The 16,728-nt window shown below is 70.1% G+C and carries 16 protein-coding genes; 8 read left to right on the top strand and 8 right to left on the bottom strand.

Going from position 1 to position 16,728, the window contains the following annotated elements:
* Nucleotides 1–15: 15 nt before the first annotated feature.
* Nucleotides 16–1,281: a pyridoxal phosphate-dependent aminotransferase gene (locus ACTMTF_RS33085; protein WP_441114297.1), complete on the top strand. Its 1,266-nt coding sequence runs from the start codon at nucleotides 16–18 to the stop codon at nucleotides 1,279–1,281.
* Between the two features lie 257 nt (nucleotides 1,282–1,538).
* Complete coding sequence (locus ACTMTF_RS33080) at nucleotides 1,539–4,508, top strand: AfsR/SARP family transcriptional regulator (RefSeq protein ID WP_441114204.1); 2,970 nt, start codon at nucleotides 1,539–1,541, stop codon at nucleotides 4,506–4,508.
* Nucleotides 4,509–4,976: 468 nt separating this feature from the next.
* Here ACTMTF_RS33080 and ACTMTF_RS33075 read toward each other — a convergent pair whose 3' ends face one another.
* Nucleotides 4,977–6,374 (bottom strand): DUF7059 domain-containing protein, encoded by a 1,398-nt coding sequence (locus ACTMTF_RS33075; protein WP_397015720.1) that lies wholly within the window; start codon nucleotides 6,372–6,374, stop codon nucleotides 4,977–4,979.
* Nucleotides 6,375–6,530: 156 nt separating this feature from the next.
* Between ACTMTF_RS33075 and ACTMTF_RS33070 the strand changes: the two genes are divergently transcribed.
* The gene (locus ACTMTF_RS33070; protein WP_397015718.1) at nucleotides 6,531–6,833 is read left to right on the top strand and encodes a hypothetical protein; all 303 of its coding nucleotides are present in this window, start codon (nucleotides 6,531–6,533) and stop codon (nucleotides 6,831–6,833) included.
* Between the two features lie 9 nt (nucleotides 6,834–6,842).
* On the opposite strand, the gene ACTMTF_RS33065 is transcribed toward ACTMTF_RS33070, so the two are convergent.
* Together ACTMTF_RS33065 and ACTMTF_RS33060 are read right to left on the bottom strand one after the other, a co-directional pair.
* Nucleotides 6,843–7,439 (bottom strand): TetR/AcrR family transcriptional regulator, encoded by a 597-nt coding sequence (locus tag ACTMTF_RS33065; protein WP_441114203.1) that lies wholly within the window; start codon nucleotides 7,437–7,439, stop codon nucleotides 6,843–6,845.
* A 4-nt stretch (nucleotides 7,440–7,443) separates the two neighbouring features.
* Nucleotides 7,444–7,956 (bottom strand): GNAT family N-acetyltransferase, encoded by a 513-nt coding sequence (locus tag ACTMTF_RS33060; RefSeq protein ID WP_397015714.1) that lies wholly within the window; start codon nucleotides 7,954–7,956, stop codon nucleotides 7,444–7,446.
* A gap of 59 nt (nucleotides 7,957–8,015) precedes the next feature.
* Between ACTMTF_RS33060 and ACTMTF_RS33055 the strand changes: the two genes are divergently transcribed.
* From ACTMTF_RS33055 to ACTMTF_RS33040, 4 genes are all read left to right on the top strand, one after another.
* On the top strand, nucleotides 8,016–8,486 hold the full coding sequence (locus ACTMTF_RS33055; protein WP_441114202.1) for a winged helix-turn-helix transcriptional regulator: 471 nt from the start codon (nucleotides 8,016–8,018) through the stop codon (nucleotides 8,484–8,486).
* Nucleotides 8,487–8,528: 42 nt separating this feature from the next.
* Entirely contained in the window at nucleotides 8,529–9,323 is a 795-nt protein-coding gene (locus ACTMTF_RS33050; RefSeq protein WP_441114201.1) for an SURF1 family cytochrome oxidase biogenesis protein, read from the top strand.
* Nucleotides 9,324–9,332: 9 nt separating this feature from the next.
* The gene (locus tag ACTMTF_RS33045; RefSeq protein ID WP_441114200.1) at nucleotides 9,333–10,067 is read left to right on the top strand and encodes a tyrosine-protein phosphatase; all 735 of its coding nucleotides are present in this window, start codon (nucleotides 9,333–9,335) and stop codon (nucleotides 10,065–10,067) included.
* Between the two features lie 82 nt (nucleotides 10,068–10,149).
* Nucleotides 10,150–11,355, top strand: coding sequence for an amidohydrolase family protein (locus ACTMTF_RS33040; RefSeq protein WP_397015706.1), 1,206 nt, complete (start codon nucleotides 10,150–10,152; stop codon nucleotides 11,353–11,355).
* On the opposite strand, the gene ACTMTF_RS33035 is transcribed toward ACTMTF_RS33040, so the two are convergent.
* The 3 genes from ACTMTF_RS33035 to ACTMTF_RS33025 form a co-directional block, all read right to left on the bottom strand.
* The gene (locus tag ACTMTF_RS33035; protein ID WP_397015704.1) at nucleotides 11,343–11,624 is read right to left on the bottom strand and encodes a YkvA family protein; all 282 of its coding nucleotides are present in this window, start codon (nucleotides 11,622–11,624) and stop codon (nucleotides 11,343–11,345) included. The two genes, ACTMTF_RS33040 and ACTMTF_RS33035, sit on opposite strands and share 13 nt — an antisense overlap.
* Before the next feature lie 137 nt (nucleotides 11,625–11,761).
* Complete coding sequence (locus ACTMTF_RS33030; RefSeq protein WP_441114199.1) at nucleotides 11,762–12,724, bottom strand: LLM class F420-dependent oxidoreductase; 963 nt, start codon at nucleotides 12,722–12,724, stop codon at nucleotides 11,762–11,764.
* A gap of 32 nt (nucleotides 12,725–12,756) precedes the next feature.
* Nucleotides 12,757–13,425: a TetR/AcrR family transcriptional regulator gene (locus ACTMTF_RS33025; protein WP_397015700.1), complete on the bottom strand. Its 669-nt coding sequence runs from the start codon at nucleotides 13,423–13,425 to the stop codon at nucleotides 12,757–12,759.
* 35 nt (nucleotides 13,426–13,460) lie between these two features.
* Between ACTMTF_RS33025 and ACTMTF_RS33020 the strand changes: the two genes are divergently transcribed.
* Complete coding sequence (locus ACTMTF_RS33020; RefSeq protein WP_441114198.1) at nucleotides 13,461–14,360, top strand: hypothetical protein; 900 nt, start codon at nucleotides 13,461–13,463, stop codon at nucleotides 14,358–14,360.
* Between the two features lie 21 nt (nucleotides 14,361–14,381).
* On the opposite strand, the gene ACTMTF_RS33015 is transcribed toward ACTMTF_RS33020, so the two are convergent.
* Entirely contained in the window at nucleotides 14,382–15,440 is a 1,059-nt protein-coding gene (locus ACTMTF_RS33015; protein ID WP_441114197.1) for an aspartate-semialdehyde dehydrogenase, read from the bottom strand.
* Nucleotides 15,437–16,711, bottom strand: a complete 1,275-nt coding sequence (locus ACTMTF_RS33010) for an aspartate kinase (protein ID WP_397015694.1) — start codon at nucleotides 16,709–16,711, stop codon at nucleotides 15,437–15,439. The genes ACTMTF_RS33015 and ACTMTF_RS33010 overlap by 4 nt, the downstream gene beginning before the upstream one ends.
* Between the last annotated feature and the right edge of the window lie 17 nt (nucleotides 16,712–16,728).

Here is a 16,728-nt window from a genome sequence, read left to right as displayed (position 1 = left end):
GGGAACGTGACAAACATGACCGTGACCCTGTCCGCCACCCTGGCGGCCAACGAAGACATCGAGCGAAGACGGCGCGCCGGGGAACGTGTGCTCCACCTGGCCTTCGGTGAGGCAGGGCTGCCCGTCCACCCGGCGCTGCGCGACAAGCTGGTCGCCGCATCCGATCGCAACGGCTATGGGCCGGTCGCGGGGGCGGCCGAGCTCCGGAGCGCGGCGGCGGGCTACTGGACACGACGGGGGCTCACCACCGACCCCGAGCTGGTCGTCAGCGGACCGGGCAGCAAGTCGCTGCTGTACGGCCTGCTCCTGGCGATCGGCGGCGACATCGTCCTGACCAGGCCCAGCTGGGTCAGCTACGCCGCGCAGGCCGACCTGGTCGGCTCCCGCCCCATCCTGGTCCCCGCGCCGCGCGGCGAGGGAGGCGCGCCGGATCCGGATCTGGTCGCCGCGGCCGTGCTGCGCGCCAGGGCCCAGGGCCGGACCGTCCGCTCCGTGCTCGTGACGCTGCCGGACAATCCCACGGGACGGCTCGCCACGCCGCCGACCATCCGCCGCCTGGTGGAAGTCGCCCGCGACCTCGACCTCTACATCATCTCCGACGAGATCTACCGCGACCTGCTGCACGACCCGGCCCTGCCGTACACCTCCCCGGCGGACCTGGCTCCCGAGCGCACGGTCGTCACCACCGGCCTGAGCAAGAGCCTGGCACTCGGCGGCTGGCGGATCGGCGTCGCCAGACTGCCCGAGAACGCGCCCGACCTGCGCGCCGCCCTGCTCGCGGTGGCCAGCGAGATCTGGTCGGCACCGGCCGCCCCGGTGCAGGAAGCCGCGGCGTACGCCTTCACCGATCCACCCGAGCTGACCGAACGCATCGAGCTGAGCAGGAAGCTGCACGGCACGCTGGCGCACGCCGTCCGCGACAGGTTCGTCGCGATCGGCGCCGACGTGCCCGTTCCGCAGGGGGGTTTCTACCTCTATCCGGACCTGAGCCATCTGCGACTCGGCGGTTCGGCGGACATCACCAGGATCTTGCTCGACGAGCACGGCATCGGGGTGCTGCCCGGCCACGCCTTCGGCGACGACCCCGCCGCCGCGCGGGTGCGGGTCGCAGTCAGTCTGCTGTACGGGACCACGACCGACGAGCGGCTGACCGCGCTGAACAGCGCGGATCCGCTCCAGCTGCCGTGGATCGCGGCCGCGCTCGACCACCTGACGATGGGACTGAAGGAGCTTTCTCTGGTACGGCACGCCACGCTGGCGCCGGCTCTGTGGCACGGCTGAGCCGAACCCCGGACCCGCGAGGCCCCGCCCGATGGAAATGGGCGGGGCCATACATTTGTCCTGGTTATTCTCCCGAGCGTGACGCCCCCGTTTTTCCTGGGTCACGCTCGCTGACTTCAGGATGCTGTGCGACGCTCAATACCGGATCAAAGGCGAATCAACGCTTCGGTTAACGAATGCCCCCGCGCCTAGGTGCGCGGCGACTATGGACCTATCATTCGGTAACAAATCGTTCCATTGCGTTGGAGACAAGCGGCATGGCTGGTCAGGACGTCGAAGGCAGGCTGCGGTTCGCCGTGCTGGGTCCCGTCCGCGCGTGGCGCGATGGCAGCGAGCTCGATCTGGGCACCCCGTTGCAGCGCTCGATTCTCGGCATGCTGCTCCTGCGGGAAGGCCGGGCGGTCACGCCGACCGAGATGATCGACGCCGTCTGGGGCGAGGAAGCGCCACCCAGGGCACTCGGCGCGCTGCGCACCTACGTCTCCAGGCTGCGCACGGTCCTGGAGCCCGACAGGCCCGCCCGCACCCGTCCCGACCTGCTCACCTCCGTCGGCCGGGGCTACGCCCTGCGGCTGCCCCAGAACTCCCTCGACCTGACCCGGTTCGAGGCGGGCATCGCCGAGGCGGAGAGCGCGCGGCGGGCGGGCAGGCCGTCGGCCGCCGCCCAGTGCCTGCGCGACGCGCTCCGCCTGTTCGAGGGCGAGCCGCTGGCCGGAGCCGTCGGTCCGTACGCCGAGCACCAGCGCGACCGGCTGATCGAGCGCCGGATCAGCGTCATCGAGTCGCTCATGGACCTGGACCTGGAGCTGGGCAACCACGCGGCGGTGGTCTCGGAGCTGATCGCGCTGACCGCCGACCACCCGCTGCGCGAGCGGCTGCGCGCCCAGCTCATGCTGGCCTACTACCGGTGCGGGCGGCAGGGCGACGCGCTGGCGGTGTTCACCGAGACGCGCGAGGCGCTCATCGAGGAGCTCGGCATCGAGCCGGGCCCCGAGCTGACCGCGCTGCACCAGCGCATCCTGGCCGCCGACCCCAAGCTGGCCGCCGCCGAGGTCGCCGCCGAAGCACCCGAGCCGGAGGACGAGCCGGCGCCGGAGCTGCCACGTCCCGCGCAGCTCCCGGCCGCGGTGAACGACTTCACCGGGCGCAAGGAGATCGCCGGGCGGCTCCGTACGCTGCTGTCGGCGCAGTCGTCGGCCGAAGGGGTGCCCGTCGCGGTGATCTGCGGCATCGGCGGCGTCGGCAAGACCGCGCTGGCCGTACACGTGGCGCACGCGACCGGCGACCTGTTCCCCGACGGGCAGCTCTACGTCGACCTGCGCGGTTACACCGACGAGGCCACCGCGCCCGAGTCGGCGCTCGGCGCGTTCCTGCGGGCCCTCGGCATCCCGCCCGACGTGATCCCGGAAGTGCCGGCCGAGCGCTCCGCGCTGTTCCGGTCGCTGCTCGCCGACCGGCGCATCCTCGTCCTGCTCGACAACGCCCGCGACGCCGCGCAGGTCAGCCCGCTGCTGCCCGGTTCGCCCGGGTGCGCGGCGCTGGTCACCAGCCGGGTCAAGCTCGCCGACCTGCCGTCGGCCCGGCTGATCGACCTGGACGTGATGGAGCCGGACGAGGCCCTGTCGCTGTTCGCCACGGTGGCCGGGCCCGAGCGGGTGGCGGCCGAGCACGCCGCCGCCATGGACGTGGTGGCCGCCTGCGGGTTCCTGCCGCTGGCCGTACGGATCGTGGCGGCCAGGCTGGCGGCCCGGCCGTCCTGGACGGTGGCCTCGCTGGGGTCCAGACTGGCCGACGAGCAGCGCCGCCTCGACGAGCTGCGGGTGGGCGACCTCGCCGTCGAGGCCACGTTCGCACTCGGGTACGGCCAGCTCGAAGGCTCCCAGGCCCGCGCGTTCCGGCTGCTGTCGCTGCCCACCGGGCCGGACATCTCCACCGGAGCCGCGGCCGCCGTGCTGTCGCTGAGCATGCGCCAGGCCGAGGACGTGCTGGAGTCGCTCGTCGACGCGAGCCTGCTGGAGGCGCCCGCTCCGGGCCGCTACCGCTTCCACGACCTGCTCAAGCTGTTCGCGCGGCGGGCGCTGGAGAAGAGCGAACGGCCACAGGCCCGCACGATGGCGCTGCGCAGGCTGCTCGGCTTCTATCTGGCCTCCTGCCGGTCGGCGCACCGGCTGGCCTACGAAGGCAGCATGATCTCCGACAACCTCGTGGTGGTCGGCAGCGGCCACGTGTTCGGCACGACCGACGAGGCCGTCGCCTGGCTGATCGCCGAGGGCGACTCGCTGTTCGCCGCGATCAACCAGGCCGCCATCTCCTCGCGCCTGCCCGAGCAGCTCCTGCCCGCCGCCGACCTGCTGGTGGCCATGGAGCCGCTGCTGGAGTCCGGCACCCACACCCGCGAGTTCGACCACGGGACCCGCGCCGTGCTGGCCACCGCCCGGCGGATCGGCGACCAGGCGAGCGAACTGCGCGCCCGGTACGTGCTCGGCAGGGTGCTGTTCGCCGGCAACCGGTTGCCGGAGGCCGAGGAGCAGTTCAAGATCGTGCACGAGCTCTCCACGGCGCGCCAGGAGAAGATCGTCACCGGGGAGGTGCTGAACGCCCTCGCCGTCGTCGTCGGCCGCCAGCGCCGCCACACCGAGGCGCTGGCCTGGTTCGACACGGCCTCGCAGTGGTACCGCGACAACGACGTGCCCGCCGGTGAGGCGCTGGTGCTCAGCTACTCGGCCCGCGACCACCTCGGCCTGGGCCGCGCCAAGGACGCGATCGCCGCGGCGGAGCGGGGCCTGGCCATCTTCACCGAGATCGGCAGCGGCGCCGGCACCGCCAGAGCCCGCTATCACCTGGGCATCGTGCTGTCGCGGGTCGGCCGGCTCACCGAGGCGGTCCACCACCACGCCGAGTGCCTGGCCTTCTTCCGGGCCAGCAAGCAGCGCGTCTGGGAACAGCGGGTCTGCTCCCGGCTGGCGGAGACGTTCATCACCGCCGAGCGTTACGGCGAGGCCGTGCGCCACGCGGAGGAGGCCCTGGTGGTGTCCAGGGAGATCGGCCACCCCTACGGGGAAGCGCTCTCCCTCACGGTGCTGGGCAAGGCGCTCAAGGGGCTCGGCAGCGCCACCAGGAGCACCGACTGTCTACGGCAGGCCTTCGACATCTTCACCGGCCTCGGTGCTCCTGAGGCCGGGGACCTCAAGGTCCTCCTGGAGAACGCTCAGGTCGTCGAGTCCTGAGTACAGCTCGTCGTCCAGACGTGTCATCCACACATGATTGAACAAGGCTGTCCTTCGGGCGTCACGAGCCCCGCAGAAATTGGTGTGAGATAGGGGAATTCGGCCCGGCCGGCCATCTGACCGCCACGCTTCGCTAGGGGGCCCGGGTATCCGGATGCTCCGCGTAGCGGCTAGCCGCCTCACATCGACGACCGGCCGGACCCGACACGGTCCTCGAACCCCCCAGGTCCGTGTCGTGGATCACAGCCTGCCCGTGGACGGTCAACAACCAATCAACACCGAATCGCAGACGAGAGGGGGTGACCGAATCAAAGACGGGAGGGGGTGACCGAATCAAAGACGAGAGGGGCGGGGTGACCGAATGCAGACAAGGGGGCGGGGTGACCGAATTGAAGACGGTCACCGGATCAAAGACGAGGGCGTTGGGGTGGGGCCGGCGGATCGCGCAGGAGGCGGCGTCCCGGTGGGTCAGAGGAGGAAGTAGCGTTCGGCGATCAGCGGGCGGATGGCGTCGGGGTGGGGGATCGCGCCGTCTCCGACCAGCTCGGCTATCACGTTGAGCAGCGGCCCCAGGGCCAGCTCTCCGTCGCAGACGCCGGCCAGCGCGGCCTCCACCGTGCCCACCTCCCTGCTGCGGCGCAGGCCCGTCGTCTGGCGCAGCACGATCCGCATGGGGTCCTCGGCGCCGGGCAGGCCGATGCGCTCGTCGAGCAGCCCGTCCGCGGTCCGCAGCAGCGCCGAGTCGAGATCGGCGACGCGGTGCGCGGTGGCGATCGCGTCCAGCACGTCGTCGACGTAGTCGCCGACGGGGAGGGCGACCTTGTGGGTGAGCTGCTCCACGCGGACGACCGGGTCGAGCGTGCCGGAGTTGCGCATGGTGATCCAGCCGAAGCCGACCGCCTCCACCTTGCGCTCCTCGAACCAGGCCAGCCAGCGGTCGTAGTGCTCGGTGTAGCCGGGGGTGCCGTGCTCGGCGGCGTCCCTGAGCCAGAGCTCGACGTACTCGGCCGGGTCCTGGAGGTCACGCTCGACCACCCAGCCGTCGCAGCCGGTCTCGCGCAGCCAGCCGCCGACGCGCTCGCGCCAGTCCTCGCCCTCGACGTGCAGCCAACTGGCCAGGAAGTGCGCCTGGCCGTCGGGATTGAGATGGCGGGGCGTGCGCCGTACGAGATCGCGGCAGAAACCGTCGCCGTCGGCTCCCGTCTCGCGGTAGGTCAGCTCACCGCCGGGAGAGATGACGAACGGCGGGTTGGCGACGATCAGGTCGAACAGGTCGTCCGCCACCGGTTCGTACAGCGAGCCGGTGCGGGCCTCCACGCCGGTGATGCCGGAGAGCCGCCAGCTGAGCTTCGCCAGCTCGATCGCCCGTGGGTTGACGTCCGTAGCCGTGATGTGCCGGGCCCGCCCCGTCAGGGACAGCACCTGCACGCCGCAGCCGGTGCCGAGATCGAGGGCGCGCTCGACGGGCCGGCGGGTGACGAGCTGGGCCAGGTTGGCGGACGCGCCGCCCGCGCCCACGACGTGGTCGGGGCGCAGCGCCGGGTCACCGGGCCGCACCTTGCGGTCGGAGACGACGTAGCCGTCCTCCTCCCAAGGCTGCAGGTGCACCTCCGCCCTGGCCCGCGTGCCCGTCACCCGCACCAGGCCGGACTCCAGCACCGCGGTGGGCAGGTCGCCCGCGTCCACCTCGGCGCCGAGCCACCACAGCCGGATCAGCGCGGCCAGCGGATCTTTCCCCGCCGTGGCGCGCAGGGCCGGGACCAGCTCCTCACGGGCCAGCGCCGAAGCCGCCACGTCGCCGAGCCGGGCACGGACGCCGTCGATGGTGTAGCCGGTCTCCAGGAGATGATCGCGCAGTCGTTCCACGAGTCCATCCTTTCACCGCAGACCTCCACGCATGATCCGATACCGACAGTGATCATACTGTTACCGAAGTACCCAAGCGTTCCGCAAGCGTGGGACAAGTGGGACGGGATACTTCTTAGGAGGTCAGTCACCCGTTCGACGAGGAGCGGACCCACAATGCTCATTCCCTGCCTGGCCTGCGAGTCGCGCTTCGTGCCCGACGAATACTTCGGCGCCTGCTCCGACTACAACCGCGGGCTCGACCTGGTGTCGTGGACATGCCCACACTGCGGAAACCGCGACGATCTCCGAGTGCTGCCGGGCGAGCTCGGGTTCGGCTATCCGTCCCGCGGCCGGTTCGACGTGCTCGATCGCGTACGCGTGCCGGGGTTGCGCAGGCAGCGCGGCGAGCTTCGGCTGGACATCTCGCTCGACAGCGCGAGCTGGCGGGTGCCTACGCGGATCCGCCAGCCGGCCTAGCGGGCTCGCCTACTCGTCGTGCTGGCGCAGGCTCTGCCAGGCCGCCTCGCTCAGGCCCTTGATCTCTTCGTCGGTGGGGGTGTGCGCCCCGGCGAACCACAGGCGGCACATCTCCTGCGAGGGGCCGAGCCACAGCACGTAACACATGGCGGCCTGGAAGGGCTGGAGCAGGCCGTTCTTCATGTGCGGCCGCCACCAGTCGCTGACCTGGCGATAGAAGGCGCGCCTGGACTCGGCCACCTCGGCGCCGCCGGGCTCGTGCTTGCGCGGCGGGCGCTCACTGATCAGCAGTCTGGCCCGCTCCGGGTGCTCGCCGGCCCATCGCATGTGGAAGGCGACGACGCTCTCGATGCCGGCCCGCGCGTCCTGGTGGCCGACCAGCTCGGCGAGGAACTCCTGCTGGTAGGCGGCGAGAGTCTCGGCGTAGAGGACGCCGAAGACGTGCTCCTTGCTGGCGAAGTGGTGGTAGAAACTGCCGACGCTGACGCCGCTCTCCTCGCGGAGGCTGGCCAGGGTGGTGGCCGAGACGCCGTCCTGGCTGAAGCGGCGCAGGGCGCCCTCGATGATGCGGGTCCGTCCGTCGCGTCCGCTCTTGACACTCTTCACGTCATCATGGTGCTGCACCAGAACGTTGTTCCGCAAATACCTTCGCCTGTTGGATCATAGCGGTCACCTCCACAGATCCTGAAGTGACCGTCATCCTGGCCTCGGGCCAGACCTTGCGGATCATCCTCAGCGCCCGCCGGTTCTCGCCGAGCACGTCCATGCCGACGGTGGTCGCGCCGCGCACCACGGCCCGGAGGAGCAGCCTTTCGACCAGTTCCGGCCCCAGCCCGAATCCCTGCCACTGATCCGCGACCACCACGGCGATCTCCACGTCGCTCAGGTCGCCCCGGTAGCTCATGGCGTGGCCGATGATCTCCCCCTCGTGCACGACGACGAGGGCGTCCCTGCGCTCGTTGAGCTCGATCAGCGCGCGCACCACACCGGCGGACGGGCGGCCGACCCCGGCGAAGAAGCGCAGGGTCTGCGTATGCAGGGAGAGTCCGGCCAGGAAGCGGCGGATCCGCTCCTCGTCGTCGGCTCTGACCGGACGGATGAGCGGCAACTGGGTTCCGAACATGGACCCAGCCTTCACCACGTCCTCTAAGTCTGTCAATTGAACTCAGGTATCATGTGCTCATGAACGAGCCCCTCCGGGCGGCGACCAACTGCTCGATCGAGCGCACCCTGGACATCGTCGGAGAGAAGTGGACCTTCCTGGTGCTCCGCGAGGCGTTCGCCGGCGTCCGCCGCTTCGCCGACATGCAGGCGATCACCGGCGCGCCCCGGCAGGTCCTCAGCGCGCGGCTGACCCGCCTGGTGGACGAGGGCCTGCTCCGCAAGGTCCCCTACCGCGAGCCCGGCCAGCGGCAACGCGACGAGTACCGGCTGACGGACAAGGGCCGCGACCTCTACCCCCTGCTCATCGCGCTCATGCACTGGGGCGACCGCTATCTCGCGGGCGAGGACGGCCCGCCTGTCCTGCTGACCCACCGCGACTGCGGCGCCCCCGTCGAGCAGTATTTCCGCTGCGCCGAAGGCCACGAGGTGGGCGGTCCCCGCGAGGTCACGGCACTGCCCGGCCCCGGCTCGGGGCTCTCGACCGCCTGAGGCGCGTGGAGAGGCATCGGCCCTGGTGCCTACCCTTGAGGGGTGTACCGGTTCCTGCTCACCCCTCGCTGGGTGGCGCTTCACCTCGTCGTGCTGCTCGTGATCCCCGCCTTCGTGTTCCTGGGCCGGTGGCAGTTCGGGCGCTTCGAGGAGCGCTCTGCCAACAGCGACCTGGTCACCAGCAACATCGAGAGCGCGCCGGTGCCGCTCGGCGAGCTCGCCAGGCCCGGACAACCGGTCAAGGAGTCCGACCGGTTCAGGAAGGTCGTGGCCGCCGGCACCTACGACGCCCAGCACGCGCTGGTGGTGCGCCGGCGGCCCCAGGACGGGCGTAACGGGTTCTACGTGCTGACCCCGCTGGTGATCGGCAGCGGGCAGGCCGTGCTGGTGAACCGGGGCTGGGTGCAGGCCGGGCCGACCGCCGACGCGCCGCCCGAGGTGCCCGCCCCGCCAACAGGTGAGGTAACTGTCACCGGACGGCTACGTCCGGCCGAGACCGAGGAGAACAGCGGCCTCAGGGACCGCCCCGGACTGCCCCCTGGCCAGGTGCTGCTCATCAATCCCGGCAAGATCGGCGCATCGTTGCCGTACCAGCTCGTGGGCGGGTACGTCGAGCTGGTCGAGCAGCGGCCGGAGAGCTCCGCCGCGCCCGCGCCGGTGCCGGCGCCCGACGTGGGGGCGGGCGGCGGGCTCAATCTCGCGTACGGCGTGCAGTGGTGGCTGTTCATCGGGATCGCGATCGGTGGCTGGGTGCTGCTGATCCGGCGTGAGGTGGCCGATCGCAAGGCGCAGGAGGACGCCGACGCACCCCTGGAGGCGGAAGTTTCCCCCAATTAAGGTGAGGACATGATCCGCCACATCGAGTTCACCAATGTCCACAATTTTCGCGATGTCGGTGGATATGCCACCAAGGACGGGCGCACTGTCCGGTGGCAGCGGCTCTACCGCGCCGACTCCCTCGGCCGGCTGTCCGGCCAGGACCTCGACACCTTCCGCGCGCTCCGCGTGAAGACGGTCATCGACCTGCGCCACCCCCACGAGGTGGCGGGGTCGGGACGAGTGCCCGAGGAGGACGGCCTGACCTACCACAACCTGCCCGTCGAAGGCCGTCGCTGGAACCTCACCGCCTACGACGGCACGCAGCCGGTGGCGCGCTTCCTCGCCGACCGCTACCTGGAGGTGACGGAGGACGGCGTCGAGCACCTGCGCACCGCCGTGACCACCATCGCCCAGGCCGACCGCGCCCCCGTGGTCGTCCACTGCGCCGCGGGCAAGGACCGCACCGGCCTGCTCACGGCCCTGATCCTGTCCCTGGTGGGCGTGGCCGAGGACGACATCGTGGCCGACTACGCGCTGACCGGCCTGGCCACCGAGCGCTTCGTCGCCGACTGGCTCCGCAGGCACCCCGAGGCGCCCATGTGGGACGGCTTCGGGCTGGCGCCGGCCGAGACGATGCGGCACTTCCTCGACGACCTGGCGGGCAGGCACGGCTCTGTCGAGGGGTACGTCACCGACGTGCTCCGCCTGGACTCCACGGTCGTCGACCGGCTGCGCGAGCATCTCCTGACCGGACCCGAGTGATGGCGCTCTCCCACCGCCTCGGAGACCCAACGGATACGTCGCAGCTTGTTCGACGTTATCCCGTCGTCGTACGGTTACCTGCGTGACTACGCCGCTGCTCCCCGACCCAGACCCCAGGCGGCGCGACTATGTGATCATCTCGGCGGACGATCACCTGATCGAGCCCCCTGACCTCTTCGAGGACAGGCTGCCGGAGAAGTACGCCGAGGTCGCGCCCAAGGTCGTCGAGACCGAGGCCGGTCACCAGGTCTGGCGCTACGGTGGCGCCACCTATCCCTGCGCGGGCCTGGACGTCGGTGCGGGGCTGCCGCGTGAGCAGTGGACCCTGGACCCGGTCAGGTTCGACAGCATGCGCCCCGGCTGCCACGACATCGAGGCCCGCATCGAGGACATGGACATGGCCGGCATCTGGGCCGCCCTGTGCTTCCCCGGCATGGTGGCCGGCCAGGCGGGCATGCCGTTCGCCAGGACCCGCGACCAGGAGCTCGGCCTGGCGCTGGTCAAGGCCTACAACGACTGGCACATCGACGTCTGGGCGGGCACCTACCCCGAGCGCATCATCGGCCTGCAGCTCCCCTGGCTGCCCGATCCCGACGTCGCCGCCAAGGAGATCCGGGCCAACGCGGCGCGGGGCTTCAAGGCCGTGGTGTTCCCCGAGTTCCCGACGCGGCTGCGGCTGCCGTCGATCCACACCGGCCACTGGGACCCGTTCTTCGCCGCCTGCGAGGAGACCGGCACGGTCGTGTGCCTGCACACCGGCTCGTCGAGCTGGTCGCCGGTGCCGTCGCCCGACACGCCCATCGAGGCGATCACCACGCTGATGCCGACCAGCGCCATGTTCGCCTGCGCCGACTGGCTCTGGTCCGGCCTGCCGCTGCGCTTCCCCAACCTGCGCATCCTCATCGTGGAGGGTGGCGTGGGCTGGCTGCCGATGCTGGCCGAGCGGGCCGACTACGCCCTCGACCACCCGGTGGCGGGCGAGGCGGAGTGGGACGGCGGGATCAAGCCCAGCGAGGTGCTGCGCCGTAACTTCTTCTTCGGCACGCTCGACGACCACGCGCTGTCAGGCGTGCGGCTGGCGGTGGGCCTGGACCACGTCCTGCAGGAGAGCGGCTATCCGCACTCCGACTCGACCTGGCCCGACACCCAGCAGGCGGTCTCGCGCAATCTCGGCGCGCTGCCGCCCGCCGACATCGCCAGGGTGGCGTACGGCAACGCGGCCCGGCTGTTCGGGCACCCGCTGCCGTCGCGCGCCTGGCTCAGGATGGAAGAGATCTATCCCTCCTGAGGAGCTCCTTCGACCCGCCCGGTGATGATCTGGCGTTCGTGGTCCACGTAACGGCCGCTCTCGCCGAGCAGCGAGGCCATCAGCCAGAGGAACACGCCGAAGTCGTCCGCGACCCCGATCAGGACGAGGAAGTCGGGGACGACGTCGATCGGGGAGATCATGTAGACGACGCCGAGCGCCATCATGCCGAGCTTGCCCTTGCCCAGGCCGGCGTATCGGCCGCGCATCACCGCGCCGATCATGCGCGGAATCGCTCGCACCCTCGTCATCAGTCCCGGCGTTCCAGGCTTGGTGACTTCCTGGTACGTGCGCCATGCGGCCGCCGCCCGTGCTGGTGATTTCGCCATCATGTGATCCCCCTTACCCGACTCTCACGACATAACGTGTTACTCGGGGAGATTGGTTCCTAACGATCTAGTGGCGCCAGGTCGCGCACCGCCTGGGTGATCGAGACGTCACCGCTGGGGATGGGGGCGAGCACCGGCGTGTCGAGGCCGTTGTCGACATACTCCTGGATCCTGGCCCGGCAGGTGGCCGCGTCGCCGTGCACCACCAGGGCGTCGACCACTTCGTCCGGGATGGCCTTGAGCGCCGCCTTGCGGTCGCCTGCGGCCCACGCCTCGTGCAGAGGGCGTAGCACCTCGGCGCGGCCCAGCCAGTCGTGGAAGGCGGCGTAGGCGGGCACGGTGAGGTAGCCGGCCAGCATCCACCGGGCCAGCTCGCGCACCTGGTCCGCGTCCTCGTTCACGCAGACGAACAGGCGGGCGATCAACTCGGTGTCCGGCCCGATCTCTGCGCGCACCGTGCGCACGTCGTCGGGCGAGAGCCAGTTGGTGATCGCGCCGTCGGCCTCCTCGGCCGCCAGGTGGAGCATCCGCGGCCGGAGCGCGGCCAGCACGATCCTGGGCGGGACCTTCGGCGCCCGCTCCAGCTTGAAGCCCTTGATCTCGAAGGTCTCGTACGCCCGCGACACCTTCTCGCCGGCCAGCGCCTCCCGCAGGAAGCGGAGGGTGTCACGCGTACGCGCGTAGGGCTTGACGAACTCGACCGCGTTCCAGCGCTCGACGATCGCCGGGGAGGACGAGCCGATGCCGAGCACGAACCTCTCGGGCGCGAGATCGGCCAGCGTGGCGGCGGACATCGCCAGCAGTCCGGGGCCGCGGGTCGACACGGGCACGATGGCGCTGCCCAGCCTGACCCCGGGGGCCCACTGCGCGGCCAGCGCCAGCGGCGTGAACCCGTCCACGCCGTTGACCTCGGCCGACCACACGTCGGTGTAACCGAGTGCGGGCAGCTCCGCGATCAGCTCCTGCGACTGGGCGAGCGAACGGTCGTAGAAGGGGATCGTCATGCCCCAGTTCTGCGTCATGCCCCGACCGTACCAACCGGTCGGTCTCCGCACTATGCCCGCAGCTCGTGCACCGCGGCGACGAAGTCCTGGGTGATCCCCCGCAGCCCCGGCAGATGCGACAGGCTCACCAGCCGGTCCACCAGCGGCACCGTGACCTCGATCAGCCGGTATGTGCGCGCGCACCCCGGCGAGGTGTCGTGCACCCAGAACAGCACCATGCCCATGGACAGCAGCCAGAGCAGCTCCGGCAACTCCTCACGCAGCTCGGCGTTCATCCGGTCACGCGCCCCCTCGACCACCTGCCGGTAGATCCCGATGGACGCCTCACGGGCCGGCGAGGACTGGGCGCTGAACGGGCTCAGCGGGTTCGTCGGCTCGGCCGCGTGCTTGAAGAACTTGACGGCGAACTCGTGGTACGGCTCCGAGACCCGTACCCACTCACGCAGCACCCCACTCAGCCGGGCGGCCAGCGTGAACTCGGTGGTCAGCAGCTCCTGGCAGGCCCTCTCGTGCTCCATCTGGGCGCGGTCGTAGTAGGCCTGGACCAGCGCCTCCTTGCCGGCGAAGTAGTAGTAGGCGTTCCCCACGGACACCCCGGCCTCGGCGGCGATCGCGCGCATGGTCGTCGCCTCGAAGCCACGCTCCCGGAACAGGCGCAAGGCCGTCTCGACGATGACCTCTCGGGTGCTCTCCGATTCTCGGTTTCGGGCTTCGGACACGTTCGTCACTTTACGGCTTAATGCGCGGTTAGGTCATGAAGCCGCACGGTGATCGGCGCCACAAGGCAAAGATCCTGGTGTGGCAGGGGTTATCCGGCGTGAACAGTGGGATTGATGATTCCAGCGGAAGGGCTATTCCGCGAAAAGGCATCGACATGTGGATACGTAGGACAGTGCGGCTCCTCGTGGTCGCGCTCTTTGCTCTCGAAATCTCCATAATCGCACTGGCGTCCGCGGCCTCCGCCGCACCGATCACGCCAGTGGAAGAGCCACGACAAGCGCCGGCCCCGATCGTTCGCGTCTATCACCTCGGGGGGGCGTACAAGGCTCCTCGATGGCACGCCGCGCCCGCCGAGGCCGCGACAGCCCAGGAGGAGACCTATAACGTGCGGCCCGCCCAGCAGGCGGCCCCTCGCGAGCGACGCCCCGAAGCGCGCGCGGGTCAGGCCGGGACCGGCTGGAAGTGGTCGGCGCGGCCACGGGCCAAGCAGGCCCACCGGCCGCTGGTGAACCTGCACCGCGCCCTGCCGAGGCAGGCGACAGTGCAGTTGTCCCACGCCAGCGCCTCCCGCTGGCTCAAGGGGGCGGGCCTGCGCTGGCGATCGACGGGCAACTGCAGCAACAAGCGGCTGCGCTACTGCACCTCGCTGGATGCGGTCCGGACGTCGACCGTCTCGGGGCTCATCGAGCTCAAGCAGCGCAGCGGGTGTCCGGTCATGGTCACCGGCGGCACCGAAGCAGGCCACGCGCCCGGCCCGTTGAGCCATGGCGCGGGCTACAAGGCTGACATCTCACACAATCAGTGCATCGATCGCTATATAACCAAAAATTACGATCGAACCGGGATGCGGAGTGATGGCTCCCCGCTGTACCGCACCCCGTCAGGCTCGATCTACGCCGACGAGGGCGACCACTGGGACATCCTCTTCCGATGAACAGGATGCCCCAGGATCCGGTCAGAACTCCGAGGCGACCAGTTCGGCGATTTCCGCCGCGTTCAGGGCGGCCCCCTTGCGCAGGTTGTCGCCACAGACGAACAGGTCCAGCGTGTTGGGGAAGTCGATCGCCTGACGCACCCGGCCCACGTAGGTGGGATCGGTGCCCACCACGTCGGCGGGCATCGGGTAGACGCCGTTGGCCGGGTCGTCCCTCAGCACCACCGTGGGCGCCGCCTCCAGCACCCGATGCGCGTCGGCCACCGTGATCTCGCGCTCGAAGCGCGCGTGCACGGCCAGCGAGTGGGTGGTGATCACCGGCACCCTGACACAGGTCGCGGAGACCTTCAGGTCGGGAATGCCGAGGATCTTGCGGGACTCGTTACGGAGCTTGAGCTCCTCAGAGGCCCAGCCACCGTCCTTGTAGGATCCCGCCCACGGCACCACGTTGAACGCGACGGGCGCGGGGAACGGCGACTCCTCCGGGAGCTTGTTGGCCAGCGCCTTGCGCACGTCACCGGCCACCTGGCCGATCGTGCGGTCACCGGCCAGCGCCTCGACCTCGTCGTAGAGCCGGGCCGAGCCCGCCACGCCCGCACCCGACACCGCCTGGTAGGAGGCCACGACGAGCTCGGTCAGCACATACTCCGCGTGCAGCGCGCCGATGGCCGCCATCATCGACAGCGTGGTGCAGTTGGGCGTGGAGACGATGTTACGCGGCCGGTCGCGCGCGTCCTGAGGGTTGACCTCGGGCACCACCAGCGGGACGTCGGGCTCCATCCGGAACGTGCCGGACTTGTCGATGGCGATCGCGCCACGCTCGGCCGCGATCGGCACCCAGACGGCCGACACCTCGTCGGGCACGTCGAAGATGGCGATGTCGATGCCGTCGAAAACCTCGGGCGCCAGCGCCTGCACGACCACGTCCTCGCCGCGGACCTGGAGCACCTTGCCCGCCGAGCGCGGGGAGGCCACCAGGCGCACCTCACCCCAGATGTCGTCCCGCGTCGAGACGATGTCCCGCATGACGGTGCCGACGGCGCCGGTGGCGCCGATCAGTGCGAGATTGGGCCTGCTCATCGTCCTGAACCTCCATACACAACGGCTTCGACCTGGTCGGACTCGAGATCGAAGGCGCGGTGCGCGGCGGCCACGGCCGCGTCGACACCGTCCTGCTCGACGATCACGGAGATGCGGATCTCCGAGGTGGAGATCATCTCGATGTTGACCCCCACGTCGGCGAGGGCCGCGAAGAACGTCGCCGTGACGCCGGGGTGCGAGCGCATGCCCGCGCCGATCAGCGACACCTTCCCGATCTGGTCGTCGAAGAGCACAGACTCGAAGGCGATGTCTCCCTGGATCTTCTTCAGCGACGTCAGCGCGGTCGAACTGTCGGTCGTCGGCAGCGTGAAGGAGATGTCGGTGCGGCCCGTCGCCGCGGCCGAGACGTTCTGCACGATCATGTCGATGTTGACCCCGGCGTCGGCCAGGGTTTTGAAGATCGCGGCAGCCTCACCGACCTTGTCGGGCACCCCGACAACAGTGATCTTGGCCTCGCTCCGGTCGTGCGCGACGCCGGAGATGATCGGCTGCTCCATCTCGGTTCCTTCGGTGTAAGGGTCGGAGACGACCCACGTGCCTTCCCTGTTGCTGAAAGAGCTTCGTACGTGAATCGGCAGGTCGAAGCGGCGAGCATACTCGACGCACCGCAGGTGCAGAATCTTCGCCCCGCAGGCCGCCATCTCCATCATCTCGTCGTAGGAGATCCTGGGGATCTGGCGTGCCCCGGGCACGATGCGCGGGTCCGCGGTGAAGATGCCGTCCACGTCCGTGTAGATCTCGCAGACATCCGCCTCCAGCGCCGCCGCCAGCGCGACCGCGGTGGTGTCGGAGCCGCCACGGCCCAGCGTGGTGATGTCCTTGGTGTCCTGCGAGACGCCCTGGAAGCCGGCCACGATCGCGATGTGGCCCTGGTCGAGCGCCTCACGGATGCGGCTCGGCGTCACGTCGATGATGCGCGCCTTGCCGTGTGTCGAATCGGTGATCACCCCGGCCTGCGAGCCCGTGAACGAACGGGCTTCGTGGCCCAGATTGGCGATCGCCATCGCCAGCAGCGCCATCGAGATGCGCTCCCCGGAGGTCAGCAGCATGTCGAGCTCGCGGCCCGGAGGCAGCGGCGACACCTGCTCGGCCAGGTCGAGCAGCTCGTCGGTGGTGTCGCCCATCGCGGAGACGATGACGACCACGCTGTTGCCGGCTTTTTTCGTCGCGACGATGCGCTGCGCGACCCGCTTGATGCAGGACGCGTCGGCAACGGACGAACCACCGTACTTTTGCACAACGAGGGCCACGAGAGTCTCCCGGTCTG

This window comes from Nonomuraea sp. ZG12 (genome assembly GCF_052068115.1).
Taxonomy (GTDB): Bacteria; Actinomycetota; Actinomycetes; order Streptosporangiales; family Streptosporangiaceae; genus Nonomuraea.
The sequence above is the reverse complement of the archived record's forward strand: the minus strand, read 5'-3'. Positions and strand labels throughout refer to the sequence as shown.